23 protein-coding genes are annotated in these 26,367 nt (G+C 71.7%); 12 read left to right on the top strand and 11 right to left on the bottom strand.

From position 1 onward, the window contains the following. The first annotated feature begins 87 nt into the window (after window positions 1-87). The 5 genes from ACIO3P_RS11965 to ACIO3P_RS11945 all read left to right on the top strand — a co-directional run bounded on the left by ACIO3P_RS11965 (window position 88) and on the right by ACIO3P_RS11945 (window position 5,181). Window positions 88-777 carry a CBS domain-containing protein gene (locus ACIO3P_RS11965; protein WP_401849102.1) on the top strand — a complete coding sequence of 230 codons (690 nt, stop codon included), beginning with the start codon at window positions 88-90 and terminating at the stop codon, window positions 775-777. Continuing rightward, on the top strand, window positions 774-1,655 hold the full coding sequence (locus ACIO3P_RS11960) for a universal stress protein (protein WP_401849100.1): 882 nt from the start codon (window positions 774-776) through the stop codon (window positions 1,653-1,655). Before ACIO3P_RS11965 ends, ACIO3P_RS11960 begins: the two co-directional genes overlap by 4 nt. 163 nt (window positions 1,656-1,818) lie before the next feature. Continuing rightward, a complete protein-coding gene (locus ACIO3P_RS11955) occupies window positions 1,819-2,244 on the top strand; it encodes an Hsp20/alpha crystallin family protein (protein ID WP_329828209.1) in 426 nt (141 codons plus the stop codon). 42 nt (window positions 2,245-2,286) lie between these two features. Beyond that, complete coding sequence (locus ACIO3P_RS11950; protein WP_401849098.1) at window positions 2,287-3,333, top strand: alcohol dehydrogenase catalytic domain-containing protein; 1,047 nt, start codon at window positions 2,287-2,289, stop codon at window positions 3,331-3,333. Window positions 3,334-3,465: 132 nt separating this feature from the next. Next, window positions 3,466-5,181: a GAF domain-containing protein gene (locus ACIO3P_RS11945; protein WP_401849095.1), complete on the top strand. Its 1,716-nt coding sequence runs from the start codon at window positions 3,466-3,468 to the stop codon at window positions 5,179-5,181. Window positions 5,182-5,233: 52 nt separating this feature from the next. Here the strand turns inward: ACIO3P_RS11945 and ACIO3P_RS11940 are convergent, their stop codons facing one another. The 3 genes from ACIO3P_RS11940 to ACIO3P_RS11930 form a co-directional block, all read right to left on the bottom strand. After that, entirely contained in the window at window positions 5,234-5,938 is a 705-nt protein-coding gene (locus tag ACIO3P_RS11940; RefSeq protein ID WP_401849094.1) for a response regulator, read from the bottom strand. 113 nt (window positions 5,939-6,051) lie between these two features. After that, on the bottom strand, window positions 6,052-6,513 hold the full coding sequence (locus ACIO3P_RS11935; protein ID WP_329828212.1) for a cyclic nucleotide-binding domain-containing protein: 462 nt from the start codon (window positions 6,511-6,513) through the stop codon (window positions 6,052-6,054). A 12-nt stretch (window positions 6,514-6,525) separates the two neighbouring features. Beyond that, window positions 6,526-7,176 (bottom strand): CBS domain-containing protein, encoded by a 651-nt coding sequence (locus tag ACIO3P_RS11930; protein ID WP_329828213.1) that lies wholly within the window; start codon window positions 7,174-7,176, stop codon window positions 6,526-6,528. Between the two features lie 214 nt (window positions 7,177-7,390). Here ACIO3P_RS11930 and ACIO3P_RS11925 point away from each other — a divergent pair, with 214 nt between their 5' ends. The 3 genes from ACIO3P_RS11925 to ACIO3P_RS11915 are packed head-to-tail and all read left to right on the top strand — an operon-like array spanning window position 7,391 to window position 13,025. Then, entirely contained in the window at window positions 7,391-9,805 is a 2,415-nt protein-coding gene (locus tag ACIO3P_RS11925) for a phosphoketolase (protein ID WP_401849091.1), read from the top strand. Beyond that, complete coding sequence (locus ACIO3P_RS11920) at window positions 9,802-10,578, top strand: HAD-IA family hydrolase (protein WP_329828215.1); 777 nt, start codon at window positions 9,802-9,804, stop codon at window positions 10,576-10,578. Before ACIO3P_RS11925 ends, ACIO3P_RS11920 begins: the two co-directional genes overlap by 4 nt. A gap of 53 nt (window positions 10,579-10,631) precedes the next feature. Then, a complete protein-coding gene (locus ACIO3P_RS11915) occupies window positions 10,632-13,025 on the top strand; it encodes a glycoside hydrolase family 65 protein (RefSeq protein WP_401849530.1) in 2,394 nt (797 codons plus the stop codon). On the opposite strand, the gene ACIO3P_RS11910 is transcribed toward ACIO3P_RS11915, so the two are convergent. Next, window positions 12,940-14,481, bottom strand: coding sequence for a sensor histidine kinase (locus tag ACIO3P_RS11910; protein ID WP_401849089.1), 1,542 nt, complete (start codon window positions 14,479-14,481; stop codon window positions 12,940-12,942). The genes ACIO3P_RS11915 and ACIO3P_RS11910 overlap by 86 nt on opposite strands. Next, window positions 14,481-15,239 carry a response regulator transcription factor gene (locus ACIO3P_RS11905; protein ID WP_329828219.1) on the bottom strand — a complete coding sequence of 253 codons (759 nt, stop codon included), beginning with the start codon at window positions 15,237-15,239 and terminating at the stop codon, window positions 14,481-14,483. Before ACIO3P_RS11905 ends, ACIO3P_RS11910 begins: the two co-directional genes overlap by 1 nt. Window positions 15,240-15,397: 158 nt before the next feature. Here ACIO3P_RS11905 and ACIO3P_RS11900 point away from each other — a divergent pair, with 158 nt between their 5' ends. From ACIO3P_RS11900 to ACIO3P_RS11890, 3 genes are read left to right on the top strand one after another with little or no spacing between them, the layout of a single operon-like run. Continuing rightward, window positions 15,398-16,783: a ferric reductase-like transmembrane domain-containing protein gene (locus tag ACIO3P_RS11900; RefSeq protein WP_401849087.1), complete on the top strand. Its 1,386-nt coding sequence runs from the start codon at window positions 15,398-15,400 to the stop codon at window positions 16,781-16,783. Window positions 16,784-16,794: 11 nt separating this feature from the next. Beyond that, entirely contained in the window at window positions 16,795-17,271 is a 477-nt protein-coding gene (locus ACIO3P_RS11895; RefSeq protein WP_329828221.1) for an FMN-binding protein, read from the top strand. Between the two features lie 34 nt (window positions 17,272-17,305). Beyond that, the gene (locus ACIO3P_RS11890) at window positions 17,306-18,088 is read left to right on the top strand and encodes an FAD:protein FMN transferase (protein WP_401849528.1); all 783 of its coding nucleotides are present in this window, start codon (window positions 17,306-17,308) and stop codon (window positions 18,086-18,088) included. Here ACIO3P_RS11890 and ACIO3P_RS11885 read toward each other — a convergent pair. Together ACIO3P_RS11885 and ACIO3P_RS11880 are read right to left on the bottom strand one after the other, a co-directional pair. Then, a complete protein-coding gene (locus ACIO3P_RS11885) occupies window positions 18,079-18,765 on the bottom strand; it encodes a CBS domain-containing protein (protein ID WP_329828224.1) in 687 nt (228 codons plus the stop codon). The two genes, ACIO3P_RS11890 and ACIO3P_RS11885, sit on opposite strands and share 10 nt — an antisense overlap. Window positions 18,766-19,128: 363 nt before the next feature. Continuing rightward, entirely contained in the window at window positions 19,129-19,671 is a 543-nt protein-coding gene (locus ACIO3P_RS11880) for a DUF4232 domain-containing protein (RefSeq protein ID WP_329828226.1), read from the bottom strand. 308 nt (window positions 19,672-19,979) lie between these two features. On the opposite strand from ACIO3P_RS11880, the gene ACIO3P_RS11875 reads away from it, so the two are divergent. Then, complete coding sequence (locus tag ACIO3P_RS11875; protein ID WP_401849084.1) at window positions 19,980-21,278, top strand: helix-turn-helix domain-containing protein; 1,299 nt, start codon at window positions 19,980-19,982, stop codon at window positions 21,276-21,278. Window positions 21,279-21,318: 40 nt separating this feature from the next. Here ACIO3P_RS11875 and ACIO3P_RS11870 read toward each other — a convergent pair whose 3' ends face one another. From ACIO3P_RS11870 to ACIO3P_RS11855, 4 genes are all read right to left on the bottom strand, one after another. Next, on the bottom strand, window positions 21,319-22,002 hold the full coding sequence (locus ACIO3P_RS11870) for a DUF3159 domain-containing protein (protein ID WP_401849082.1): 684 nt from the start codon (window positions 22,000-22,002) through the stop codon (window positions 21,319-21,321). A 438-nt stretch (window positions 22,003-22,440) separates the two neighbouring features. Beyond that, complete coding sequence (locus ACIO3P_RS11865; protein WP_401849080.1) at window positions 22,441-23,322, bottom strand: geranyl diphosphate 2-C-methyltransferase; 882 nt, start codon at window positions 23,320-23,322, stop codon at window positions 22,441-22,443. Between the two features lie 17 nt (window positions 23,323-23,339). Then, window positions 23,340-24,617 (bottom strand): family 2 encapsulin nanocompartment cargo protein terpene cyclase, encoded by a 1,278-nt coding sequence (locus ACIO3P_RS11860; protein WP_329828231.1) that lies wholly within the window; start codon window positions 24,615-24,617, stop codon window positions 23,340-23,342. Between the two features lie 122 nt (window positions 24,618-24,739). Continuing rightward, window positions 24,740-26,152, bottom strand: a complete 1,413-nt coding sequence (locus tag ACIO3P_RS11855) for a family 2B encapsulin nanocompartment shell protein (protein WP_329828232.1) — start codon at window positions 26,150-26,152, stop codon at window positions 24,740-24,742. Window positions 26,153-26,367: the final 215 nt, after the last annotated feature.

The raw sequence follows: 26,367 nt of genomic DNA, 5'->3' as shown, positions 1-26,367 counted from the left end.
GTGGCTCCTGTCGCGGACGGGGGCAGGAGCCCACGCTTGAGGGGTGGCCGTCGCACGGCGGTCGCGGTGACAAGAGGGAGCCAGGACATGGATCACCGAAAGATCAGTGAGCTCATGACCCGCGGTGTCGTGAGCGTGCGGATCGATACACCGTTCAAGGAAATCGCCCGGACCCTCATGGAGCACAACGTGAGCGCCGTGCCCGTGCTCGACGGTGCGGGCCGCCCGGCCGGAATCGTTTCGGAGGCGGATCTGCTGCGCAAGGCGGCCGACCGCTCGGACCTGTCGGGCAGGACTCCGCTGCCGCACCTCGAGGCGTGGGAGCGGGCCAGGGCCGAGGGCCGTGACGCCGGAGAGATCATGTCCGCCCCGGCGCTGTGCGCGCATCCGGAGTGGACGGTCGTGGAGGCCGCGCGGCTCATGGCCGTGCAGAACGTCAAGCGGTTGCCGGTGGTCGACGAGGCTGACCGGCTGCTCGGCATCGTCAGCCGGGCTGACCTGCTCCGGGTGTTCCTGCGGCGGGACCCGGCGATCCGTGAGGAGATCACCCACGACGTGCTGGGCGCGACGCTGGGTCTGGCGCCGTCGGACGTCACCGTCGAGGTCACCGAGGGGCAGGTCTTCCTGCGCGGCACGGTGGACGACAGCAGGCTGATCCCCGTACTCATACGGCTGTGCACCAGCGTGGACGGTGTCGTCTCGGTCTCCGAAAGGCTCACGTACCGGGCGGATCACACAGGACGCGCCGTCCGTACCGGAGACGGAGCCATGCCATGAACGCGGGTGATGCCGTGAATCCGGTGGTCACCGTAGGGCTGGACGGCACCCCCGAGTCGCTCTCCGCCGCGCTCTGGGCAGCTCAGGAGGCGTCCGCGCGTGGCGCGACCCTGCGGCTGCTGCACGCCTGGGTGATGCTCGCCCCCGAACGGGGCGACCAGCCGCAGGAGAACGACCGGAACTACTGGCCCAAGCGGATCGTCGCCGAGGCGGCCAGAACGATCGAGGAGCGGTTCCCGGGTCTGCCGGTGTACCAGGACCTGGTCGCGGAGGAACCGGTGGAGGCACTGCTCGCCGTGGCGATGGAGTCGCAGTCGCTGGTGCTGGGCTCACGTGACGTGACCGGCCTGGCCGGTTACTTCCTCGGCGACATCGGCATGCACGTACTGGCACGGACCGAGGCCGTCACGGTCCTCGTACGCGCGAGGGAGGACCCGGCCTCGATCAAGGAGAACGGCGACGTGGTGCTCGGCCTGAGCCTGCACGGGACGTGCGACGCGCTCCTCGCCTACGGGTTCGGGACGGCGGCCCGGCGCGGGGCCGTCCTGCGGGTGGTGCACGGCAGGAATCTGCCGCCCCCGGCGTACAACCGTGGAGGCATCGACCCGTACCTCTCCCACGAGATGACCACCCGGGCACAACAGGACCTGACCCGGGCACTGCGCCCGTGGCGCGACCGGTTCCCGGACGTGAGCGTGGTGGAGAGCGTACGGATGGAGAGCCCGGGGCGTGCCGTCGTACGGGACATCGCGGGAACGGGACTGCTCGTCGTCGGACGCCGGATCAGGCGTCCCGTGCTCGCCCCCCGTATCGGTCACGTGCTGTCGGCGGCGGTGCATCACGCTCCCTGCCCGGTGGCCGTCGTGCCCCACGCGTGACCCGTCGCCGGGAATCCGGCACCGATGACCGTCCGGGGCGCCGGTTCGCCCGGCGTGGCGATCGGCCCACGCGCGGAGGACCGGTCGGCACTCACCAAGTGCGGGGCCGGGCCGGACCATGGGAGTGGAGAACAGCACCGGCTGGAATCAGAAGGAGGCCGACATGAGCGGGAAGATCGAACGCAGGGTGCGCCGGCCGTCCGGACTGCCCGATCTGCTGGGCTGGGCGGAGGAAGGCGCCCCCTGGCTCCACCAGGTACCGGGGCTCCACAGCATCCGTATCGAGGAATCCCTCACGGACGGCACGTACGCCCTCCGCGCGGAGCTGCCGGGAATCGACCCGGCCAAGGACCTCGAACTCACCGTGGCGGAGGGCATCCTGACACTGCGGGCCGAACGCAGCTCGGAGTCCCAGGAGAAGAACCGTACGGAATTCCACTACGGCACCTTCATGCGGTCCGTGCGGCTGCCTGCCGGGGCGCGGGGTGAGGAGGCCACCGCCGCGTACAAGGACGGCGTGCTCACCGTCACGGTTCCGGTTCCCGGCGCGGAGACCGCGACCCGGACCATCCCGGTTCAGCACGACTGAGCGCCCCGCCCCACGCTCTGTCACGGTCAGGAGGCGACGTCAATGAAGGCACTGGTCTTCCACGGGCCCGGAAAATCGTCCTGGGACGAGGTTCCGGATCCTGGCGTCAAGGACGCGGCGGACGCGATCGTACGGATCGGCGCCGTCACGATCTGCGGCACCGACCTCCATATCCTCCAAGGGGACGTACCGGAGGTCGTGCCGGGAACCGTCCTCGGCCACGAGGCCGTCGGCGAGGTCGTGGAGGTGGGCGCGGAGGTACGGTCCGTACGGCCCGGGGACCGGGTCCTGGTCTCCTGCATCTGCGCGTGCGGGCGCTGCCGCTACTGCCGGGAGTCCCGGTACGGCCAGTGCCTGGGCGGCGGGGGCTGGGTACTGGGGCATCTGATCGACGGGACCCAGGCCGAGTACACGCGCGTTCCCTTCGCCGATCTCTCCCTCCACCCGCTGCCCGCCCCTCTCGGCGACGACGACGCGGTGCTGCTGGCCGACATCTTCCCCACCGCCTACGAGGTGGGTGTCCTGAACGGACGTGTCCGCCCCGGAGACACCGTGGTCGTGGTGGGCGCGGGCCCCGTCGGGCTGGCCGCGATCGTCACGTCGGGACTGTTCGGTCCTGGCCGGATCATCGCCGTCGACCCGGACCCGTCCCGGCTGGCGGCGGCACGCGGGCTCGGGGCCGACGCCGTCGTGAGCGCGGAGGAGGATCCCGCGCGGCTGGTCGCCGATCTGACCGAGGGATACGGGGCGGACGTGGCCATCGAGGCCGTGGGCGTGCCGGAGAGCTTCGAGCTGTGCACCCGGGTGGTACGTCCCGGCGGCCATGTCGCCAATGTCGGGGTGCACGGCAAACCGGCGGTGCTGCACCTCGAAGAGCTGTGGATCAAGGATGTGACCATCACGACCGGGCTGGTCGACACCAGCTCGACCCCGATGCTGCTCCGGATGGCGGCGGCGGGCCGGCTGCCCACGGCGGCGCTGGTCACGCACCGCTTCGGACTCGACGCGATGGAGGAGGCGTACGGGGTGTTCTCGGAAGCCGCAGCCGAAGGCGCGCTGAAGGTGGTCCTGGAGCGGTCCACCGTGTGAGCGGATCCGTTCACGTTCACGGGTGGTCGGCCACGCGCTGCGATCGGCCGCGAGATGCCTGGACGCCGTGGACCGTTACCGTGGAGACGTGGAGTACTCCGCTCCGCTCGGCGGGGCCCGACGGAGGACACGGTGACCGAGGACGGCGGCAGGCGGGCGAGCGGCGAGTCTCCAGGGCGGGACGTGCTGCCCAGGGAGTTGCGCGCGCATCTGGCCGTGGTGGAGCGGAGTCCCGGCGAGTCGATGCGGAGCCTGCTCGAAGCGGTCCTCTCGGTCGGCCGGGAGCTGGAACTGCCTCAGGTGCTGCGGCACGTCGTCGAAGCGGCCACCGTGCTCGTGGACGCAGAGTACGGAGCCCTCGGCGTGGTCGGCGAGGACGCCGGTCTCTCACAGTTCCTGACCACCGGCGTGAGCGAGGAGCAGGCGCGGGCGATCGGCCCGCTCCCCTCCGGTCACGGCATCCTCGGCGAGCTGATCCGCCACCCCGGGCCCCTGCGCCTGCCGGAGCTGTCCGAGCACCCCGCCTCGTACGGATTCCCGCCGAACCACCCGCCGATGCACTCGTTCCTGGGGGTGCCGATCAAGGTGGGTGACAAGGTGTTCGGCAACCTGTACCTCACGCAGAAGCGGGGCACCGCCGCCTTCGGCGCCGAGGACGAGACCGTCCTCATGACACTGGCCATGGCCGCAGGGGCGGCCATCGAGAACGCGCGGCTGTACGCGACGTCGTGCGACCGGCAGCGCTGGCTGGAAGCCAACGCGGAGATCGTTTCCGGCCTGTTGTCGGGGCAGGACGAGGACCAGGTGCTGCGCCTGATCGTCGGCCACGCACGCCGGATCCTCACCGCCGATCTGGGCGCGCTGGCACTGCCGGTCGAGGGCGACAGCCTGCGGGTGGCGTACGCCACCGGCGTCGACGCGGACCTCCACGACGGGCTGGTCCTGCCCGGCGAGGGTTCCCTCGTCGGCGCGTCGTTCCGGGCCGGGACGACGCTCATCAGCCGGGACGTGCGGCACGATCCGCGCATCACCGCGGGCCCGCCGCGGTGGCACGGCCTGAGGTCCGCCGTCGCGGTTCCCCTGGCCGTCGGCGGTACGGCACGAGGCGTGCTGCTCCTGGCACGGAGTGCCGCACGGGAGCCGTTCACCGAGGCCGGAACGGCCCCGTTGCGTGCCTTCGCCGGGCAGGCGGCGCTCGCCATGGAGCTGGCCGATCGGCGCCGCGGCGCCGAACAGGTCGCCCTCCTGGAAGACCGCGACCGGATCGCCCGTGACCTGCACGATCTGGCCATCCAAAGGCTGTTCGCGACCGGCATGACCCTGCAGAGCGCTGTCCGGTTCGTGGATCACCCGGAGGCGCGCGAACGGCTGCTGCGCGCCGTGGACGATCTCGACGAGACGATCAAGATCATCCGTTCGACGATCTTCGGGCTGCGGTCCCGCGACACGGGACGTGCCCGGCAGGGGCTGCGGGCGCGGGCGACCACCGTGGTGGAGGAGGCCGTGGGAGCCCTCGGCTTCACCCCCGCCGTGAGGATGGAAGGCCTGATCGACACCGATGTGCCGGTGGAGACCGGGGACCATGTCGTGGCGGTCCTGGGCGAGGCGCTGAGCAATGTCGGGCGGCACGCCCACGCCGACGCCGCCGAGGTCTCCCTCGTGGTCCGCGACGGGCTGCTGACCCTGACCGTCTCCGACAACGGCACCGGCATCGCACCGGACGGGCACCGCAGCGGGCTCGACAACCTCGCCCGGCGGGCGGAGAGCCTCGGTGGCGGGCTGACCGTCGGAACACCCCGCCAAGGGGGTACCCGGCTGGTGTGGACGGTGCCCCTCGTCCGTACGTGAGCCGGCGTCCCGCGGATCGCGACCGGGCCCGGCGTCCTGCGGATCGCAGGGGTCAGCGGTGTCCGTGTTCGCCGGTGACGGGGCGCGCGGTGGACTGGGTGGCGAGAACGGCGGCCTGGATACGCCGCGCGACGCCGAGCTTCGCCAGCAGGCGCGAGATGTGGTTCTTGACGGTCTTCTCCGACAGGAAAAGGCGCTTGCCGATCTCCTGGTTGGTCAGCCCTTCCCCGATCAGCACGAGGATCTCCCGCTCACGCGGCGAGAGCTGGGACAGCGCGTCCGCCTCGGCACCGGTGCCGTCCTCCTCGCCCCGCAGACTGCTCATCAGCCGCGTCGTGGTCGCGGGGTCGAGCATGGACTGACCGGAGGCGACGGTCCGTACGGCCGCGACGAGATCCGCGCCCTTGATGTCCTTCAGCACGTAGCCCGCCGCCCCGGCCATGATCGCGTCCAGCAGCGCATCGTCGTCGTCGAACGACGTGAGCATCAGGCAGGCGAGGTCCGGCATCCGCGAACGCAGCTCCCGGCAGACCGTGATGCCGTCCCCGTCAGGCAGCCGTACGTCGAGCACGGCCACGTCCGGCCGCAGCGCGGGTCCACGGGCGAGAGCGTGGTCGACCGTGCCCGCGTCGCCCACGACGTCGAGGTCCGGTTCCGCGTCGAGCAGATCCCGCAGGCCACGCCGGACGAGTTCGTGGTCGTCGAGCAGGAAGACCCGGATCGGGTTCTGCGGTGAGACCTGCCGTTCCTCGCTCACACTCTCTCCTCCGACGCGCTCGTGGCTCAGGCCCCGTGCCCCCTCCATCGTGGCCCCGCTCCGCCGTGCGGGCCAGGGCCGAACGGGCCCCGGGTGACGCGCGGCGGAACCGATCACCCGGGTGGCGTGCCGCTGCCCTGCGGTCCGTACAGGTCCAGGAGACGGGTACGGCTGCCTCGTAGCCGGTCCGCCAGCACCTCGGCCACGGTCCGGTACACCACGCGGCCGAACACGGGGTCGGCCTCGCACAGGGCCCGCACGACCGTCGCGTCGAACTGTTCGGCCCGGACGGTACGGACGGCCTGCGCGCCCAGGTGCCACACGTACGGAGGGAACAGCCAGGACCAGCCGAGCAGTGCACCGGGACCCAGCGTCTCGACGACCGCCGCCTGTCGCCCGGGAACATGCACGTCCAGCGCCACCTGGCCGCTGCGTACGACCCAGAACCGGTCGGCACGCCGGCCCTCGTCGAAAATGCGTGTGCCATCGGGGAAGGTCACGTCCGTGACGACTTCCCGCAGTCGTTCGCGCCGGTCGGGGGGCAGCCCGTCGAACATGTTCCTTGTCGTGGTCATCTTCGTCGCACCTCATCGGGAAGCGTGTGCGCACCGGCCGGTCAGTTCGTTCACCACCGCGACCACCCCGTCGACGCGGGCCACCATCCCCGTCGCGACGGACGCGTCCACGTCACACCCCGGACGGCCGCGCAAGGTCACCACGCCGTCGACGACCGACACGGTGAGCAGGGCGGGATCGAGCCACAGGGCGCGGACCACGACCTCGTCGAGTATCTCGTCGCGGAGGTCGGAATCGGGGCGGACGAACACCCGCAGCAGGTCACGCCGGGTGAGGATGCCGACGAGGCGGGCCTCCTCGTCCACCACCGGCAGCCGGCCGACACGGCGGTCGGCCATGGTGCGACCGGTCAGTGCGAGGGAGTCGACCGCGTGGACGGTGACCGCCGGAGCTGACATCAGCTCACCGGCGGTGAGGCCCGCGGCATCCGGCCGGGCGGGCAGGGGGGCCTCGTCGGGGCGTGCGAAGCGCCCTGTCCCGTCCTGGTACGGGGCGAGATCGGAACGGGCGACGACTCCGATCACCTTGTCGTCGTCGTCCACGACCGGCAGACCGCCGATTCCGTGCTCCGCGATCCACCGGGCCACGTCGGCGATCGGCGTGGCGGCTTCCGCGCGAATGGCGTCCGCGGTCATCACGTCACCGGCCCTGCGGAATCTCATCGCGTGCCCTTCATCCGATCGGGGGAGACCGGCTTTCACGATCCGCCCCCGGGCGGGCGGCCCGCTGGGGCTGTCCGGTGCCGTCCTGCGGGCCGTTCGGCCCTCCGGCGGGGACCTGTCGGCGCATGGGCGGAGGCGGTCCGTAACAGGGACCGTGGAGTACGGACCGTGCAGGGGATCAGCCCAAGGCGTCCGCGAGACTTCGGAGGAAGCGATGCCCGAGACGAGTACGCCACCGTCGGCCCCGGTCCCCGACGAGGAACTGGCGGCCCTGATGGCCCACTGGCGCGCGGCCAACTACCTGGCGGCCGGCCAGATCTACCTCATGGGCAACCCGCTGCTCACCGAGCCACTGCGCCCGGTGCACATCAAGCCGCGGCTGCTCGGCCACTGGGGCACCTCGCCGGGTCTCAACCTGGTCCACACCCACCTCAACCGCGTGATCAGAGCCCGTGACCTGCCCGTCCTGTGCGTCTGGGGCCCCGGCCACGGCGGCCCGGCCGTGCTGGCCAATTCCTGGCTGGAGGGCAGCTACTCCGAGACGTATCCGGACATCGGCAGGGACGCGGACGGCATGGCCCGGCTCTTCCGGCAGTTCTCCTTTCCCGGCGGGGTCCCCAGCCATGTCGCGCCCGAGACGCCGGGCTCCGTCCACGAGGGCGGCGAGCTGGGCTACTCCCTCTCGCACGCCTACGGAGCCGCCTTCGACCACCCCGAGCTGCTGGTCGCCTGCGTGATCGGCGACGGGGAGGCGGAGACCGGACCGCTGGCGGCGTCCTGGCACTCCAACAAGTTCCTCGACCCGGTGCACGACGGCGCGGTGCTGCCGATCCTCCACCTCAACGGCTACAAGATCGCCAACCCGGCCGTCCTGGCCCGGATCCCCGAGGCGGAGCTGGACGAGCTGCTGCGGGGGTACGGGCACGAGGCGCTGCACGTCAGCGGCGACGATCCGGAGACCGTCCACCGGGCCATGGCCCGGGCGATGGACACCGCCCTGGACCGTATCGCGCTGATCCAGCGCACGGCCCGTGAACAAGGCGTCACGGAACGCGCCCGCTGGCCGGTGATCGTGCTGCGGACGCCGAAGGGCTGGACCGGCCCCGCCACCGTCGACGGCCTGCCCGTCGAGGGGACCTGGCGGGCGCACCAGGTGCCGCTCTCCGGCGTCCGCGAGAATCCCGAGCACCTGCGGCAGTTGGAGAGGTGGCTGCGCTCGTACCGGCCGGACGACCTCTTCGACCGGCACGGCGGCCCCCGCCCCCAGGTGCTCGCCTGCGTGCCCGAAGGCGAGCGCCGCCTCGGCGCGAGCCCGTACGCCAACGGCGGTCTCCTGCTGCGCGAACTGCCGGTACCCGCCCTGGAGCGGTACGCGGTACCCGTCGACCGGCCCGGGACGACCCAGCACGAGCCGACCCGTGTCCTCGGCGAGTTGCTGGAGGCGGTCATGGAAGCCACCGACGAGCGGCGTGACTTCCGTGTCATGGGTCCGGACGAGACCGCCTCCAACCGGCTCCAGGCCCTCTACAAGGCCACGGGAAAGGTCTGGCAGGCGGAGACGACGGCGGTGGACGAGGATCTGGACCGGCACGGCCGCGTGATGGAGATCCTCTCCGAACACACCTGCCAGGGCTGGCTGGAGGGCTATCTCCTCACCGGCCGCCACGGCCTGTTCTCCTGCTACGAAGCCTTCGTCCACATCGTCGACTCCATGGTCAACCAGCACATCAAGTGGCTGAAGGTCTCCCGCGCCCTGCCGTGGCGCCGCCCCATCGCCTCCCTCAACTACCTGCTCACCTCGCACGTGTGGCGCCAGGACCACAACGGCTTCTCCCACCAGGACCCCGGCTTCGTCGACCACGTACTCAACAAGGCCCCCGAGGTCGTACGGGTCTACCTGCCCCCGGACACCAACACGCTGCTCTCCGTCGCCGAACACGTCCTGCACAGCCGCGACTACGTCAATGTCGTCGTCGCCGGAAAACAGCCCTGCTACGACTGGCTCACCCTGGACGAGGCCCGCGCCCACTGCGCGCGCGGCGCGGGCGTCTGGCCCTGGGCGGGCACCGAACGGGACGGCGAGGCGCCCGATGTGGTGCTGGCCTGCGCCGGGGACGTACCGACCCAGGAGGTCCTGGCGGCTGCCCTGCTGATCCGCCGTCACCTGCCACAACTCGCCGTGCGGGTCGTCAACGTCGTCGACCTGGCCCGGCTGCTGCCCGAGAGCGAGCACCCGCACGGACTCTCCGACCGCCAGTACGACGCGCTGTTCACCCCCGACAGGCCGGTCATCTTCGCCTACCACGGATACCCCTGGCTGATCCACCGCCTCGCCTACCGCCACACCGGCCACCCGAACCTGCACGTACGCGGCTACAAGGAGTCGGGCACCACCACGACCCCCTTCGACATGGTCGTCCGCAACGACCTCGACCGCTACCGGCTCGTCATGGACGTCATCGACCGCGTCCCCGGACTCGCGGTACGCGCCACCGGCGTACGCCAGGCCATGGAGGACATCCGCCTCAGGCACCACGCCTGGATCCGCGAACACGGCACCGACCTCCCCGAGGTCACGGACTGGACCTGGCAACCGGTGCCCGTGGACACCGGGACACGCGCGCCATGACCCGCCCGGCGGCCACCCCGGCCGAGCACCTGGCGCCGTGCCTGCGCTCCGTGCGGGCCGTGGTCCTCGACACCGACGGTGTCATCACCGACTCCGCCGGAGCGCACGCCGCGGCGTGGAAGGGCGCGTTCGATGCCTGCCTCAGGGCGGCGGGAGCCGACCGCGTCTTCGACCCCGAGGACGACTACCGCCGCTACGTGGACGGCAGGTCCCGCCAGGACGGGGCAACCGCCTTCCTCCACGCGTGCGGGCTGTCGCTGCCCCTCGGTGACCCGGACGACGGGCCGGGCACGGCGACCGTCATGGCCGTCGCCGCCGAAAAGGAACGGCTGTTCCGCGCATGGCTGCGGGAACACCGCGTCGACGCCTGGCCGGGAACCGTACGCCTGCTCCGCGCGCTGCGCCGCGCGAACGTACCCCGCGCGGCCGTCTCGGCGTCCCGCCACGCCACCGAACTGCTCTCCTCTGCCGGGGTGCTCGACCTGCTCCCCACGGTCGTGGACGGAAACGAGGCCCGCCGCCTGGGGCTGGCGGGCAAGCCCGATCCCGCGCTCTTCCTGGAGGCCGCCGGGCGTCTCGGTGTCCCCGCGCGGGAGAGCGCCGTCGTCGAGGACGCGACAGCAGGCGTCGAAGCGGGCCGGCGCGGTGGTTTCGGCCTGGTGGTCGGGGTGGACCGTACGACGGGGGGTACCGGCGCCGCCCGGCTGCGCCGGTACGGCGCCGACGTGGTGGTGGCCGACCCGGGCGAACTGCTTCTCCCCGGGGAGGGCTGACCATGCACGCCTGGACCTAGACGTACGAGGGCTACGACCCCCGGTCGGAGCGGCTGCGCGAGACCCTGTGCACGCTGGGAAACGGCTACTTCGCCACGCGCGGCGCCGCGTCCGAGACCACCGCCGGTCCCGCGCACTACCCGGGTACCTACGCGGCCGGCTGCTACGACCGGCTGGTCTCCACGGTGGCGGGACACCGGACCGAGAACGAGGACCTGGCCAATCTGCCCAACTGGTTGCCCCTGCGTTACCGCGTACGCCCCGAAGGAGCGGATCCAGGGCCCTGGCTCTCCCCGGACAGCGGCCCGCTCGTGGCGTACCGGCAGACGCTGGACCTACGGCACGGCACGCTCACCCGGAGATCGGAGTACGCGCTCCACGAGGGCCCCGGGCGGCTGGGCGTGGAGCAGTGCCGTCTCGTCCACATGGGCGAGCCCCATCTGGCGGCCCAGCGCACCTCGTTCACCGCCCAGGGGTGGACCGGGGAAGTGCAAGTGGAATCAGGGCTGGACGGTGATGTGCGGAACGCCGGAGTCGAACGCTACCGCGGTCTGGCGAACCGGCATCTGACCCACTGGCTCACCGGAGCCGAGGAGAACGACACCGTGTGGCTGCGCTGCCGTACGGTGAACTCCGACATCCGGATCGCGCTGGCGACGCGCACCCGGTCGGCAGATCTCCCCACAGCCGCGTCCCGCGCCCGGCTCACCGAGCGGGCGGCGTTCCGGACGCTGGCCATCCCGGTCGTGGCAGGGGGGACGGTGTCCGTGGACCAGACGGTCGCCCTGTACACCTCGCGCACCCCGGCCATCGGCGGCCCCCGGCGGGCCGCTGTGGAAGCGGTGCGCGAAGCCCCGGACTTCCGCGCTCTGCTGGTCTCGCACCACCGTGCCTGGGAGAGACTGTGGCACAGGGCGGAGCTCGAGGTCCCGGGGGAGGCCGGGCGGATCCTGCGGTTGCACCTGTTCCACGTCCTCCAGACCCTCTCCCCGCACACGGCCGAGCTGGACGCCGGCGTCCCCGCCAGAGGGCTGCACGGCGAGGCGTACCGGGGGCATGTCTTCTGGGACGAGCTGTTCGTCCTGCCGTACCTGAACCTCCACTTCCCCGAGGTCTCCCGCGCCCTGCTCAGCTACCGACACCGGCGGCTGCCCGCGGCCTGCCGCGCGGCGCGGGAGGCCGGCCGGAAGGGGGCGATGTTTCCCTGGCAGAGCGGCAGCGACGGCCGCGAGGAGACCCAGGAACTCCACCTCAACCCCCGCTCGGGACGGTGGCTGCCCGACCACTCCCGGCTCCAGCACCACGTCGGCTCCGCCGTCGCCTACAACGTGTGGCAGTACTGGCGGGCCACCGGTGACACCGGCTTCCTGTACACGAAGGGCGCGGAGACGCTGATCCAGGTCGCCCGCTTCTGGGCGGACAGCGCCGTCTGGGACCCGTCCCTCGCCCGCTACCGGATTCGGGGCGTCGTCGGTCCCGACGAGTATCACGACGGGTACCCCGGCGCCGCCACGGCGGGACTGGACGACAACACCTATACGAACGTCACGGCCTCATGGGTGCTGATGAGGGCGCGCGACGTGTGCCACAGGCTCCCCGCCTCCCGGCGGAGTGAGCTGTACGAGCGACTCCAGCTCTCCGCCGACGATCCGGCGCACTGGGCGGACATCGCCCACCGTCTTCATGTGCCGTACCACCACGGGATCATCAGCCAGTTCGCCGGATACGGGGAGCTGGCGGAGCTGGACTGGGCGGGCTACCGGAAACGGTACGGCGACATCCGCAGGCTGGACCGGATCCTCGAGGCCGAGGGCGACACCGTCAACCGCTACCAGGCGTCCAAACAGGCCGATGTACTGATGCTGGGATACCTCTTCCCGCCCCGGGAACTCGCGGGCCTGTTCCGGTGGCTCGGCCACTCTCTCGACGACGACATGTGGCGGACCACCGTCGACTACTACCTGCGCCGCACCAGCCACGGTTCCACCCTCAGCGCGCTCGTCCACGCGTGGGTGCTGGCCCGGGTCCGCCGCGACGAGGCGTGGACGTACGCGGAGGAGGCCCTGACCGGGGACGTGGCGGACATCCAGGGCGGCACCACGCCGGAAGGAATCCACCTCGGTGCGATGGCCGGCACCCTGGACTTCGTGCAGCGCGGACTGACCGGCCTTGAGGCCGGTACCGACGGGCTGCGGCTGGATCCCTCACCGCTGCCGCAGTTGTCGAAGTTCGGATTCCGTATCCGCTATCGCGGTCACTGGGACGTGGACCTGAGGTTCCGCGCGGAGCGGGTGCGCGTCGCGGTCGCGGAGTCCGACGAGGACCCCGTGCGGGTGACGGTCCGTGGCCGGACGGCCGCCATCACTCCTGGCACGGCCCGCTGGCTCGATCTGCGAGGCCCGAAGGGCCCTGTCCCTCCGGTGGCGGCGCGGGGAGTTCGACGGTGAAGACCGTGTGCCCGGGGCGGCTCTCGACGTCGACCGTGCCGCCGTGCGCGGTCACCACCGCGTGGACGATGGCGAGGCCCAGGCCGGTGCTGCCCGCCGTACGCGAGCGGCTGTGGTCCGCGCGGACGAAGCGGCCGAACACCTCGGGCCGGAGCTCCGGGGGGATGCCGGGGCCGTTGTCCTCGACCGTGAGCCCGACCCGGGAGTGCCCGGCGGCGGCCTCGGTGCCGGACGTGAGTCGTACGGTGACCTCCGTGCCGGCCGGGGTGTGGGTACGGGCGTTGGCGAGGAGGTTCCCGACGGCCTGGTGCAGCCGGTGTTCGTCACCCGTGACCGTCACCGCTTCTTCGGGCAGGTCGAGCAGCCACCGGTGTCCGGGGCCGGCCGCCCGCGCGTCCTCCGTCGCGTCGAGGACGAGCCGGGTCAGATCCACCGGGGCCCGGTCAAGGGCGCGCCCCGCGTCGATCCGGGCGAGCAGCAGCAGGTCGTCTACGAGTCGGCTCATCCTCCGGGACTCGGCGTGGATCCGGTCCAGCGCACGCCGGACCTCGGGCGGTACGGGGCCGCGGTGCCGCAGCGCCAGTTCCGCGTGACCGCGGATGTTGGCCACGGGGGTACGCAGTTCGTGGCTGGCGTCCGCGGCGAAGTGACGCAGCCGTTCCTCGCTGGCCTGGCGCCGCTCCAGGGCGCTGCCGACATGGCCGAGCATGCGGTTGACCGCGGTGGCGACCTGCCCGACCTCGGTCCGGGGGTCGGCGACCGGGACCGGCTCCGGCATGGCGACGTCACCGCTGGCCAGAGGCCGTTCGGCCACACTCACCGCGGTGGTCGTGACCCGTCTCAGGGGCCGCAGGGAGAGCCGTACCCAGAGGGCTCCCACGACACCGGTGGCGGCGAGGGCGGCGCCGAAGACCGCCACCTCCACGCCTTCCAGCCGGTGCACGGTCTCCTCCACGGGCCGCAGCGGCAGCCCGGTGATCAGGACGTCCCGGTCGTCGCCCCGTACGGCGGTGAGCCGGTAGGCGCCGAGTGCGGACAGCCGCCGACTGTGGCCGTCCCCGTCGACGGGGACGCCGGCCAGGGCCCGCCGGTCCCCGACGGTGAGCGGCACCGGTGCGTCCGTCCGGTCTTGTACGACGGCCGCCCGGGTGGTCGTGCCGTGCAGCAGGCGGGCGCCGAACGTGCCCTCCGACTGGCCCCGGGTGTCGGGCCGGTTGTCGGAGTCCGGGGTGGCCTCGTGCTCCAGGCTCGCCGCGAAGCGCCCCCCGGACGCGGTGAGCTGCTGGTCCAGCCGGCGCACCAGGAAACCTTCGAGCGCCAGGACGGTCGTGACGCCCACGGCCAGACAGGCGAGGGCCAGCAGCACGACGAGCCCGGTGGTGAGCTGACCACGCAGGGTGCGGGGGCGCAGCCGCCGTGTCAGGGCGAGCGCGTGGGTACGGACCGCGGCGCACATCAGGGCGCCGGCTTGAGTACGTAGCCCACCCCGCGCACGGTGTGGATCATCGGTGTCCGGCCGGCGTCGACCTTCTTGCGCAGATAGCTGATGTAGAGCTCGACGACGTGTGCGCGGCCACCGAAGTCGTACGACCAGACGCGGTCGAGGATCTGCGCCTTGGACATCACACGGCGCGGGTTGCGCATGAGGAACCTGAGCAGTTCGAACTCCGTTCGTGACAGCTCCACGAGCGCGCCGCCCCGGGTCACCTCGCGCGCCTCCTCGTCCATGACCAGATCGCCGACCGTCAGCCGGACGCCGCCGTCCGGCCCGCCGGCGTCGGGTTCGCGCGCCATGCCCGCCCTGCGCAGCAGCCCGCGCAGCCGGGCCAGCACCTCCTCCAGGCTGAAGGGCTTGGTCACGTAGTCGTCGCCGCCCGCGGTGATCCCGGCGACGCGGTCCTGCACGGAGTCCCGCGCGGTGAGGAAGAGGACACACACATGTCCCAGCTCCCCGCTCGCCGCCCGCAGCTCCCGCAGCACCCGCAGACCGTCCATGTCGGGCAGCATCCAGTCCAGGACGACGGCGTGCGGCCGGAAGGCGCGGGCGACGGCGACGGCGGTGGCCCCGTCCGCGGCGGTACGGACCTGCCAGCCCTCGTCCGACAGCACGCCGGAGAGGACCTCGGTGAGGTCGGGCTCGTCGTCGACGACGAGCACCCGGACGGGGCCACCGTCATCGCCGTACAGGCGGGGCGGGGAGCTGTGGAGGTTCATGGTGGATCCAGCATCGCTCGTCAGCGGCGGTGCGGGGCCACGGCAGGCTCTGAGTTTCCTCTGAATACCGACAGCGGCACCGGCCCTGCCGCCGCGCTCAGAGGCTTCTCAGAGGTCGTGCTGTGACGCTGGCCCTCACCTTGAGGAGAGAGGGCCCCATGAGTACGGCGATCCACACCCGCCATCAGGCCGGCCGCGCGGTCCGTCCCCGCCGTCCGCGCTCGCTCGTTCCCCTTCTGACGCAGTGCGCCGTCTGGGTGGGCGCCGCCGGAGTGCTCGCCCTGTGGTGGAACGACACCACCTCCGTGGTGGGCGCGGCGGGGTGGCTGACCGACGCGGGCCGGATCACGGGGCTCCTTGCCGGATACGCCTGCGCCGTACTGGTGGCGCTGATGGCCCGCGTTCCCGTCCTGGACCACACCGTCGGCAGCGACCGGCTCGCGCGCTGGCACGCCACGGGCGGCCGGTACACGATCTCCCTGGTGCTCGCCCACACGCTGCTGATCATCTGGGGGTACGCGCTCACCTCGGACACCGGTGTGGTGCACCAGACGTCCACGCTCGTGCTGCGCTATCCGGACATGCTCAAGGCGACAGCCGCCTTCCTGCTGCTGGTCGCCACGGGGATCGTCTCGGCACGGGCCGCGCGCCGCAGGATGCGGTACGAGACCTGGCACTATCTCCACTTCGCGACCTACCTGGCGGTCTTCCTCGCCTTCTTCCACCAGCTCAGCAACGGCGCGGACTTCGTCGGCCACCCCGCCACCCGAGCGGTCTGGTACGCCCTTTACCTCGGGGTGGCCGCGCTGATCGGCTGGTACCGCTTCGCGGTCCCCGTACGGCGTAATCTGCGCCACCGGCTGCGCGTCGCCGGGCTGCGGTACGAGGCACCGGGGGTCGTCTCCGTCCATCTGACCGGCCGGCACCTGGAGGAACTGAACGCGCGCTCGGGGCAGTTCTTCCGCTGGCGCTTCCTGGCGCCGGGCCTGTGGTGGGCCGCCAACCCGTATTCGCTCTCCGCGCCGCCGCACCCGCGCGAACTGCGGATCACCGTCAAGGCGGCGGGCGGGCACAGCGCCGCCCTCGCAACCCTGCGGCCGGGGACCCGGGTGTGGGCCGAGGGCCCGTACGGTGCCTTCACCGCGGCACGGCGCCGGTCCCCCAAGGTGCTGCTGCTGGCGGGCGGCGTGGGGATCACCCCGCTTCGGGCGCTCTTCGAGACCCTGCCGGGCGAGGTCACACTGGTCTACCGGGCCCGTCGCCCCGAGGACCTGGCGCTGCGCGGCGAACTCGACGCGATCGCCGCCTCCCGGGGCGCAGTCGTGCACTACGTGGTCGATGAACCGGCCATGACCCCGGTGTCCAGGACCTCCCCCCGGACCTCACCGCTCACCGCCCGTGCCCTGACCCGCCTGGTGCCGGACCTCGCCGCGCACGAGGTGTATCTGTGCGGCCCGCCCGGGATGACCGACGCCGCACGCCGCGCCCTGCGTGGGGCCGGGGTGCCGCGCCGCCACATCCACCACGAGTCGTTCGCGTTCTGAGGAGCCCCGGCATGTCCGCACCCGTCCGTCGAGCCGTGCTGGCCGCCGCGTCGACCAGCGCCGTCGTCGTCCTGCTGCTCTCCCTGAAACCGCACCACACCGCCGTTCCCGCCGGTGGCGGCGCCCCGCCACCGGCGGGAACCTCCCAGCCCCAGGCCGCGGCCCCGTCCCGCGACGCGGCCTCACCCGCGCAGGGCGGCTCACACCCGGCCGGCGGCACCTACACCGGCGATGCCGTGTCCACCCCGTACGGCACGGTGCAGGTCTCCGCGACCGTCAGGAACGGGCGGCTGACCGCGGTCAAGGTCCTGCGGGTCCCTTCCGGGGACGGTCGCAGCCAGCAACTCGCCGGATACGCCGTGCCCCAACTGACACAGGAGGCACTGGGGGCGCACAGCGCCCACATCGATGCGGTCTCCGGGGCCAGTTACACCAGCCAGGGTTACATCCAGTCCCTGCAGAGCGCGCTGGACCAGGCCGGTGTCTGACGGCCCGAGCGGCCCGCGCCACGTCGAGCACGTGATGGGGACGGTCTTCTCCTTCGACGTACGCGACCCCCGCACCCCGGCGATCGGGGATGCCCTACGGGAGGCCGTGACCTGGCTGCACCATGTCGACGCCGAGTACTCCCCGTACCGGCCCGACAGCACGGTCAGCCGTCTGGCCCGCGGTGAGACCGAAACGGCCGGCTGCTCCCAGGAAGTACGGGACGTCCTCGCCCTCTGCGAAGGCGCCGCACGGGTCAGCGGCGGCTGGTTCAGCCATCGGCCGGCCGGCACGCTCGACCCTTCCGGCCTGGTCAAGGGATGGGCGATCGAGCACGCCTCACGCATCCTGTACGACGCCGGTGCCCGCAACACCTGTGTCAACGGCGGCGGAGACCTCCGGCTCAGGGGCGAGGCCGCACCCGGCACGCCGTGGCGAGTCGGCATCGCCCATCCGCTGCGGCCGGGCGCGCTGTGTGCGGTCGTCACCGGCCGGGACCTGGCCGTCGCCACCTCGGGCACGGCCGAACGGGGTGCCCACATCGTCGACCCGCACACCGGCGCGCCCGCCGTCGGTCCCGCCTCCGTCACGCTCACCGGCCCCGGTCTGACCCTGACCGACGCGTACGCCACCGCCGCCTTCGCCATGGGCGACGCGGCCCACGACTGGGTGGAGTCCCTCGACGGCTACGAGGCGTTCGCCGTCCTGCCCGACGGCCGCTCCTGGCGGACGAGGGGTTTCCCCGGGACCGTATCCGCACCACGATGCCGCCGGCCAGGACGTACGACTCCGACAGATGGTCGTGACGGTCAGAACTGAGGCCCCGCCGAAGGAGGTTCGGTCCGCCGGGCCGCAGGGCCGACGAGATCGCACTCGACGTCCACCACTCCTTCGACCGCCCGGGTGAGACGGGCGGCGATCGGCACGAGGGCGGTGTCGCGAATCGTGCCACTGAGGGTGACCACGCCATCCTCGACAGTGACCAGCACGCTCTCACGGGACACCAGGAAGAGGCGCTGCACCACCTCTTCGCGCACCTCCTGCGCGATGTCCTCGTCGGACCGCAGGAATACCTTCAACAGGTCGGAACGGCTGACGATCCCCCGGAGCATGCCCGCGGAATCCACCACCGGAAGCCGTTTCAGCCTTCGCAGTGCCATCGTCCGCGCGGCCTGCGCCAGGGTCGCGTCCTCGTCGACGGTGGTGGCCGGAGCACTCATCAGCTCCTCGGCGGTCACCGCCCCCGCCTTGCGCAGATCCGCGAGTCGGCGCATCTGCTCCGCCCGGCTCGGATCCGCGTCCCGGAACTCTTCCTTGGGCAGCAGGTCGGCCTCCGAGACCACCCCGGCCACCCGCCCGTCACCCACCAGAACCGGCAGTGCGCTCACCTTCCAGCGGCCCATGGTCTCGACCATCTCCTTGAACCCGGCGTCCGGTCCCACGGCCACCACGGGCCGCGTCATCACATCGCTCACATGGTGGGGAGCGTGATACATGATCCCTCCTGCGGCTGATCCCCCCTTGGGCCGGAAACCGCCCCCTCCACGAAGATTGTGAGCTCGCGGTGTACGGCGACCAAGGGGCCGACCGGCCCCGCCCCCGTCCCGGACGGGGTAATCGGTGCGGAGGACGTTCGGGTGCCTATTCGCATGTGAAAGTTGCAGGTCGGGGCGATGCCCGGTTCGAGCCGTGCTCCGTCGAGGGCGGCGAGGGCAGCCCGAGGCCCAAGAAGTCCCGCCGGACGGTCACCACCAGGACGTCCTGGCTGACGCGGGTGCCGCCGCCGACGGAACCGCGCCCCCGGTGAAGGCGGGACGCGGTTCCGTCGGCGGCGGCTGTGTCGTGGGACGTGGGGGCGACTACCAGGCGAGGGCGTCCGCCGGGTTGTCCTGCCAGTACGTGACCTGGGCGGAGCTGTTGAAGAAGACACCGCCGTTCGGCAGCGTCAGGGTCTTCTCGTTGCCGGTCGCGTTGCCCTTCCTGTCGGAGAAGAGCACCCCCAGGGTCTTCGCGGTGGCGCCCCCCTCGCCGTCGGGGGAGGACGTCGTGATGCCCGCGTACGCGGACTCGCCGGGTTCGAGCGTCACCACGGCCTGCGGCGTGGTCTCCTCGGCCCACCACAGCGGGGCCTGGGCGTCGGCGCCGGCCCTCAGGTAGGGGGCGGAGTAGGCGTAGCAGGGCTGGGTGCCGGTGTTGGTGGCCTTGAGCAGCAGGTGGTTGATCGGGCGGGACACGTCGCTGACGGTCAACTGGGTGTTCGCCGGGGTGCAGGTGACGACGGCCGCCTTCGTTGCGGCGGAGGCGGTCTGCCCGGCGGCCTGGACGCCGACGAAGGCGAGCGCCGCGGCGAGGACCATGGAGGAGGCGGCCGTGCGGGAGGCGGAACGAGTGGCGATACGCATGAACGGACTGCTTTCTCTGAACGACGGAAGGCGTTCTTCCGGTGGTGGACTGTGTCGGTCTGTCGGTCGGTCTGTCTGTCCTGGCCGGGCCGTGTGGCGTGCGGGTGGCGCGCCGGAAGTGCGGTCCGGGAAAGGGGGGTTCAGCGGGCCGATCGCTGGGTCGGCACCGTGCTTGGATGACCCGAGCCTGCGTCGTGGGGCGTCCCATCCGCCATTCCATCGGGGATTTCGGGACGCTGGGATGTGCCAACTGGGTCTGACCAGGCCAGACATGACCTTCCTGGGATGTCGAACGGAATGGAGGACCGGTGAGTCCGGCTGAGGAGATCGCTGATTTCGCCGCGCTGCTGCGCGAGTTGAAGCAGCGGTCCGGGCTGAGTTACGAGGCTGTGGCGAAGCGGGCGCACATGAGCACCTCGACGCTGCACCGGTACTGCAAGGGGGAAGGGGTACCGGCCGACAACGCGGCCGTCTCCCGCTTCGCCCGGGTGTGCGGGGCGACCCCCGAGGAACTGGTCGAGTTGCACCGGCGCTGGGTCCTGGCGGACGCGGCACGGGAACGCGCCCGGCGGGCCGCGGCGGACCCGGAACCGCCCTCCGCGCAGGTACGCACGGACCGACCGTCGCCGGAGGCGGCTGTCCCCGCTCGCCGGATGGCGACGTTTCTCCGCACCGCCCGCCGGCGGTGGGCCCTGGTCGCGGCGGGTACCGCTGTCGCCGTCGCCGTGTCCACCGCGCTCACGGTCGGCCCGGAGGACCGGGAGGCGGACCTGGCGAAGACCGGTCGGCCGGGCGGTACGGGGGCCTCCGCCACGCCTCCCCCATCGGCGTCCGCGTCCTCCTCCGTCTCCGTACGTCCCTCCGTACGTCCCTCCGCACGTACGAGCCTCTCCCCGTCCCCCACCTCGCCCCCGGCCCCCGAACCGTCCGGCGCCGAGCCGTCGGTACGCGGTACGGACACCTCGGCGCACAGCCCCGACCCGGGCCGCGTCCGGGACGGCGGGGCGGTCCCGCTGACGGTGTCCACCCGCACGTATGCCTGGGACGACCCGCAGTGCGAGGGGAAGTACCTGATCAACCGGCCTCCCGGTGAGGTCTCGCCGCCGGTGATGGGGCAGGACGTGCCGGGGTGGGTGGCGGCGCACGGCGCCGTCGCCGCCGACACACAGCGAGTGGCGCTGACCGTCCAGGGCACCGGGGACGCGACCGTCGTCATCGAGTCCCTGCACGTCCGGGTGGTCGACTCGACCGCGCCCCCGGCCTGGAACGCGTACCTGGGGGCGTCGGGCTGCGGCGGAGGCGTGGAGACGAGGTCGTTCGACACGGATCTCGACGCCGCCCACCCCGCCATCGCTCCGAAGGCAGGCCAGCGCGGTGTTCCCTACAAGGTGAGCCGGTCCGATCCCGAGGTGCTGTACATCACCGCCCATGCCCGTGCCCACGATGTGAAGTGGTACGTGGAGTTGCAGTGGTCCAGCGGCGGCCGTCAGGGAACCACGCGGATCGACGACCACGGACAACCGTTCCGCACCAGCGGCAGCCGGGGCCGTCCCGTCCACGAGTTCCTGCTCGGCGGCACCGAGTGGTTCACAGTGGCGGAGAACTGATGCTGAGCGCCGTCGGGCGGCCGGTGCCCACCGGGGGAGGTCAGGCGCGCTTGGCGGGCAGCAGCCCGAGGGCGGTCAGCCGCCTGTTCGAGCGCCGGGCGGCCCAGGCGACCACCAGGAGGGCGAGGGCGAGCAGCGGGAAGCCCATGGCGATCTTGGCGATGCCCAGCGAACCGACCTGGTCGGTCGCGTAGAAGTACTGCTGGACGGCGAACCGGGCACCGAAGACGGCGGCCAGGACCAGGGTGGCGATGTCGTAGTAGAGCCGCGAGCGCTTGTCCGAGCGCCAGACGGTGCCCTTGCCGGTGGCCGCGTTCCAGGCCACGCCGGCCAGCGGCCACCGCACCAGGACGGAGAGGACGAAGAGGATCGCGCCGGCCAGGCTCGCCCAGATACCGATGAGGAAGTAGTCCTTCGCGGAGCCGGTGAACCAGACGGCGCCGGCGGCGATCGCGACGCCGAACACGCCGCCGATCGCGGGCTGCACCGACTCCCCGCGCACCAGCCGCGCCCCGCCGATGGCCACCGCGACGGCGAAGGCGGCGACGATCGAAGCCGTGAGCTCGAGGAAGTTGTGGGCGATGACGAAGGCCAGCACGGGCAGCGCCGAGTAGACGACTCCCTTGGCGCCTCCCGCTTGGTCGAGCACCGAGGGCTGCCGCCGGGGTGCCGTCCGCTCCGTCTGTGTGTCGGGCTCTGTCTCCAGGAAGCTCTTGGTCTCCATGGTGGTCGGTCCTCCCGAGTTCGTCTGAGGGTGAGACGTCCTGCCGTTGTGTCGCTAGATGACATCTTGTCATCTAGCGACACGTGACGCCATCCCCCTCTTCGGGTGGCGCGAGTCGCGGGGCGGCCGCGGGCCTCGGTGGATCACTCTTGCAGCGTTTGTCATTAAGTGACGTTTTCATTAAGTGGCAGAAGGCCGATTGCCCTGCCGCCGCCCTGCCGCCGCCCGGCGTTGTCGCTCGCGACGGGCTCCTCGGCGCCACAGGAGGCAAGGTGGTCCGAAAGACCGTGAAGGCGCCGGACGGCGCCTTCACGGCCGCGGTGTGGCGCGCCCTGCCCGACAGCAAGCCCAAGGGCTGGCTCCAGTTCGTGCACAACAAGGCCCACACTGCCGAGACCCCCGTACGTGATCAGCTCGCCGCCGCAGGGGAGATCACCGTCAGACGCGGTCGGCCGCGATCAGGAGGTACTGGAAGGAGCCGTCCTTGTACGAGTTGATGAACGCTTCCTCGATACCGGTGACCAGTGAGGAGGTCGCCCGCAGTTCCCAGTAGGGCAGGGTCGCGGGAGTGAGGTCGACGACGGCCTGGGGGACGAGGCGGTTGTCGGCCATGGCGCGGAGGTACTCCCGGCGGGAGTGGATGTTGCACTCGAAGTGCGCGTTGATCTGGGAGACCCACTTCGACGGCTGGCCGTACCGCGGGTTCCAGCAGCCGGTGATGGTCACGTAGCGGCCGCCGGTCGCGAGGACGCGGGAGTGCTCGGCGAAGAGGTCGTCCAGGTCGACGTACATGGACGACTCGTTGTTCCACGAGGCCGCGGCCTGCCCGGTCTCGAAGGGGGTGCCGAGCATGTTGCAGACGCGGGCGCGGACATGGTCGTCGATGCCGAGTTCGCGGGCGCGCCGGTTGGCGAAGTCGGCCTGCTTGGCGGACAGGGTGACGCCCTCGACCGTGCAGCCGAAGCGCTGATGGGCCATCACCATCGAGCCGCCGCGGCCGCAGCCGGCGTCCACGAGGGTGGCGTCGCGGTCGAGGGGGCCGAGGTGGTCCAGGAGGAGTTCGGCCTGTGCCGATTCCAGGCGGTGGAGTTCGGCGATCAGCTTCTTCTCGTACGCGCTGCCCTCGGGGTCGCCAAGGGCGTCGTGGTCGACGTCCCCGATGCCGTAGTGGTGGTGGTAGAGGCCGTCGACATCGCCGAGCCGCAGGTTGACGGGCCTGGCCTCGCCGTCCCAGTAGCGGGCGATGTCCCCCTGATAGGGCGTCGCCGGGGAGGGGATGAAGACGGAGGAGCCGGCGGTGGTGAGTTCGGTGCTGGTCACAGGTGAATCCATTCTTCTTACCAGAAGTCGGGCAGGCTGTAGCGGTAGGTGTTGGTCTGGTGCCAGTGGTGGTTGCCGTCGACCCACGCGGCCACTCCCCGCAGGAAGCGCTGCACGCTCGGGACGGGGCAGGCGGCGGCGAAGGCCGCGGCGGCGGTCTCGAAGTCGCGCATCAGCTCGTTGTGGACCTCGACGGCCTTGAGGTAGGCATCGCGGTCGGAGGTGTTCTCGCGTTCGGCGATCACCACCGGCAGGTTGAGGTGGCGGCCGGGGGACGCGAGCTCCTTCGTGTACGAGTACAGGTCGTTCACGATGGTGGTGGCGTTCGAGGCCAGTGCGATGACCCGCTGCATGGCGGGCTGGGCGTGCAGGTCGGCGGGGAGTTCGTAGCCGCCGACGGTGTCCGTGATGGTGGGGCAGGGGCGGAAGTTGTTGAACTGGCGCATCGCCAGGTACTCCCAGACCTCCGGGACGTGGTCCTGCTCGGCCCAGGCGGCCTCGGCGAGGTAGCCCATGTGCAGCCGGGCCATGTCGTGCCGGTACCGGTCGGCCTGGGAGGGGCCGGCCTCCTGGAGGAAGTACTCCATGGCGGAGCGGTAGGCGCGTCGCGGCGCGTCCGAATGGAGCGACCGTGCCCACTGCGGCTGGTACTCCGCCGTCGTGTGCAGGGGGTCGAGGGTGGTGTGCGCCAGCAGAAGGCGTCCGCCGAGGCCGACGGGCGAGCCTCCGTGGTCCTCGCAGTAGCAGTCGTCCACCGCGTTCTCGGCGACCATCAGGCGTGTGGCGAGCATCAGGTGGTCGACGGTGGGGGCGTCCGGGTGGCAGGCGACCATGTAGCGCCCCACGGAGAAGCCGTCGAACTGGTCCTCCCAGTCCTCGGGGAACAGGTCGACCTCGTCCACGGCCCAGGTCTTGATCCTGCGGCTGACCTCTTCCACCCGTACGGGGTCGGGCGCCGCCACCGGGTGGTGGTAGAGGCCGGGGATCGGGGTGCCCTCCTCCGGTGAGGAGGTGGACGGGGGTGCGGGCGAAGGCGTCGGTGGCAGCGCCGGTGGCACCTCGCGCGGGGCGAAGCGCAGGCTCGCCGTACCGAGGCCGCTGGGGCCGCCCAGGATCCGTCGCAGGTCGGCGTCGGGGACGTCCACGGCGGGCGGGGCGGGTGCGGAGGACACCAGGGGCGGGGCGTCGGCCGCGGCCTGGAGGGCGCGGGCGGCGTCGCCGAGGACATGCGCCCCGAAGTGGGAAGCGGCCGTGGGCAGGCTCGATTGCACGGGGAAGAGCTCAGGGTCGGGCATCCATGGCTCCTTGCTGGCGGGCGTGTGGGGGGAGGGGCGTTCCGGCTTCCGGGCATGCTCGGCCGGCCCGTCCCGGAGGGGGCGGGTGGCGGGGCCGGGGAGGGAGACCCGAACGAGAGGCTCTAGTCGTGCTTGCCGGCGATCTGCACGTTCTCCAGTACGCCGAGCGCGTCGGGCACGAGGACGGCGGCGGAGTAGTAGGTGGTGACCAGGTAGGAGATGATCGACTTCTCGTCGATCCCCATGAACCGCACCGACAGGCCCGGCTCGTACTCCTCCTGAAGCCCCGTCTGGCGCAGACCGATGACGCCCTGGTTGTCCTCGCCGGTGCGCATGACGAGGATCGAGGTGGTCTTCTCCTTGGTGATGGGGATCTTGCCGCAGGGCAGGATCGGTACACCGCGCCAGGCCGGGACCTGCTGGCCGCCGAGGTCGACATGGGTCGGGTAGAGGCCGCGGCGGTTGAACTCGCGTCCGATCGCTGCGATCGCCCGCGGGTGGGCGAGGAAGAACTTGGAGCCGCGGCGGCGGCAGAGCAGTTCGTCGAGGTCGTCCGGGCTGGGCCGGCCGGCGTGGGTCTGGATGCGCTGCTTGAAGGCGGCGTTGTGGAGCAGACCGAACTCGCGGTTGTTGATCAGCTCGTACTCCTGGCGCTCGCGCAGCGCCTCGATGGTGAGCCTGAGCTGCTCCTCGGTCTGGTTCATCGGCCCGTTGTAGAGGTCGGCGACCCTCGTGTGGACCCGTAGAACGGTCTGGGCGAGGGAGAGTTCGTACTCGCGCGGGTTCAGTTCGTAGTCGACGAACGCGCCGGGCAGCGCGGGCTCCCCGGTGTGGCCGGCCGACATGGCGATCTCGGCCTCGCCGTGACGATTCTGCCGTTGCAGGGGGAGCGAGCTGAACCGCTCGACATGGGCCTGGAGGCCCGGCGCCGCGGACATCACGGCGGCGAAGTCGGCGCGGGACAGGGTGAGCAGGGTGCCGGCGGTCTCGGCGGTGGCGGTGGACTCCCACCGGGCGTCCGCGTCCAGCAGGGCGTGCTCGCCGAACCGCTCGCCGTCGGCGAGTACGGCGACGTCGACGTCCTCGCCGTACTTGCCGGGGGCGGTCTGGCTGACGCGGCCGTGGGCGATCAGATGGATCCGCTCGGCGGGCGTGCCGTGCTCGGCCAGCGTCTCGCCGGCCCGGAAGTCGCGCTGGACGCACCGGCCGGCGAGCGCGGTCAGCACCTCCAGGTCCTCGTAGCCCCGCAGCAGGGCCAGTTCGCCGAGTTCGCGGGGGATCACCCGGACGACGGCGCCGTCCTGGACGAACTCCACGCGCCCGTCGCCGACGGTGTAGCTCAGCCGGCGGTTCACCCGGTAGGCGCCGCCCTTGGTCTCCACCCACGGGAGCATCCGCAGCAGCCAGCGGGAGGAGATCTCCTGCATCTGCGGGGCGGACTTGGTGGTGGTGGCGAGGTTGCGGGCCGCCGCCGTGCCCAGGCTGGACTGCCGGGGCAGCTCCAGAGGTGCTTCCTGGCCGGTTTCAACAGTCATCGGGCGCGCTCTCCTTCGTGAAGGCGGTGGCCGACGGGGCTGCGCGGCACCGGGAAAGAGGGAAGGGGAAAGGGGGTGAACATCCGGGAATCCGTCGAGATGCCAGGGAACAGTAACGGCCGGTGCACCCGGTTGGTCCAGAGAAACCGGTGGCGTTAACTCGATGCGTTGATCATTCCGAGGAAAGGTTTAACCCGGATGGTTATCGGATTCGG

The organism is Streptomyces sp. NPDC087310 (assembly GCF_044744405.1).
Lineage (GTDB): Bacteria > Actinomycetota > Actinomycetes > Streptomycetales > Streptomycetaceae > Streptomyces.
The sequence above is the reverse complement of the archived record's forward strand: the minus strand, read 5'-3'. Positions and strand labels throughout refer to the sequence as shown.

Coding starts and splice junctions, on each gene's coding strand:
- ACIO3P_RS11965 (WP_401849102.1), top strand. CDS start 88: ATGGATCACCGAAAGATCAGTGAGCTCATGACCCGCGGTGTCGTGAGC.
- ACIO3P_RS11960 (WP_401849100.1), top strand. CDS start 774: ATGAACGCGGGTGATGCCGTGAATCCGGTGGTCACCGTAGGGCTGGAC.
- ACIO3P_RS11955 (WP_329828209.1), top strand. CDS start 1,819: ATGAGCGGGAAGATCGAACGCAGGGTGCGCCGGCCGTCCGGACTGCCC.
- ACIO3P_RS11950 (WP_401849098.1), top strand. CDS start 2,287: ATGAAGGCACTGGTCTTCCACGGGCCCGGAAAATCGTCCTGGGACGAG.
- ACIO3P_RS11935 (WP_329828212.1), bottom strand. CDS start 6,513: ATGACCACGACAAGGAACATGTTCGACGGGCTGCCCCCCGACCGGCGC.
- ACIO3P_RS11930 (WP_329828213.1), bottom strand. CDS start 7,176: ATGAGATTCCGCAGGGCCGGTGACGTGATGACCGCGGACGCCATTCGC.
- ACIO3P_RS11925 (WP_401849091.1), top strand. CDS start 7,391: ATGCCCGAGACGAGTACGCCACCGTCGGCCCCGGTCCCCGACGAGGAA.
- ACIO3P_RS11920 (WP_329828215.1), top strand. CDS start 9,802: ATGACCCGCCCGGCGGCCACCCCGGCCGAGCACCTGGCGCCGTGCCTG.
- ACIO3P_RS11910 (WP_401849089.1), bottom strand. CDS start 14,481: ATGTGCGCCGCGGTCCGTACCCACGCGCTCGCCCTGACACGGCGGCTG.
- ACIO3P_RS11905 (WP_329828219.1), bottom strand. CDS start 15,239: ATGAACCTCCACAGCTCCCCGCCCCGCCTGTACGGCGATGACGGTGGC.
- ACIO3P_RS11900 (WP_401849087.1), top strand. CDS start 15,398: ATGAGTACGGCGATCCACACCCGCCATCAGGCCGGCCGCGCGGTCCGT.
- ACIO3P_RS11895 (WP_329828221.1), top strand. CDS start 16,795: ATGTCCGCACCCGTCCGTCGAGCCGTGCTGGCCGCCGCGTCGACCAGC.
- ACIO3P_RS11890 (WP_401849528.1), top strand. CDS start 17,306: ATGGGGACGGTCTTCTCCTTCGACGTACGCGACCCCCGCACCCCGGCG.
- ACIO3P_RS11885 (WP_329828224.1), bottom strand. CDS start 18,765: ATGTATCACGCTCCCCACCATGTGAGCGATGTGATGACGCGGCCCGTG.
- ACIO3P_RS11880 (WP_329828226.1), bottom strand. CDS start 19,671: ATGCGTATCGCCACTCGTTCCGCCTCCCGCACGGCCGCCTCCTCCATG.
- ACIO3P_RS11870 (WP_401849082.1), bottom strand. CDS start 22,002: ATGGAGACCAAGAGCTTCCTGGAGACAGAGCCCGACACACAGACGGAG.
- ACIO3P_RS11860 (WP_329828231.1), bottom strand. CDS start 24,617: ATGCCCGACCCTGAGCTCTTCCCCGTGCAATCGAGCCTGCCCACGGCC.
- ACIO3P_RS11855 (WP_329828232.1), bottom strand. CDS start 26,152: ATGACTGTTGAAACCGGCCAGGAAGCACCTCTGGAGCTGCCCCGGCAG.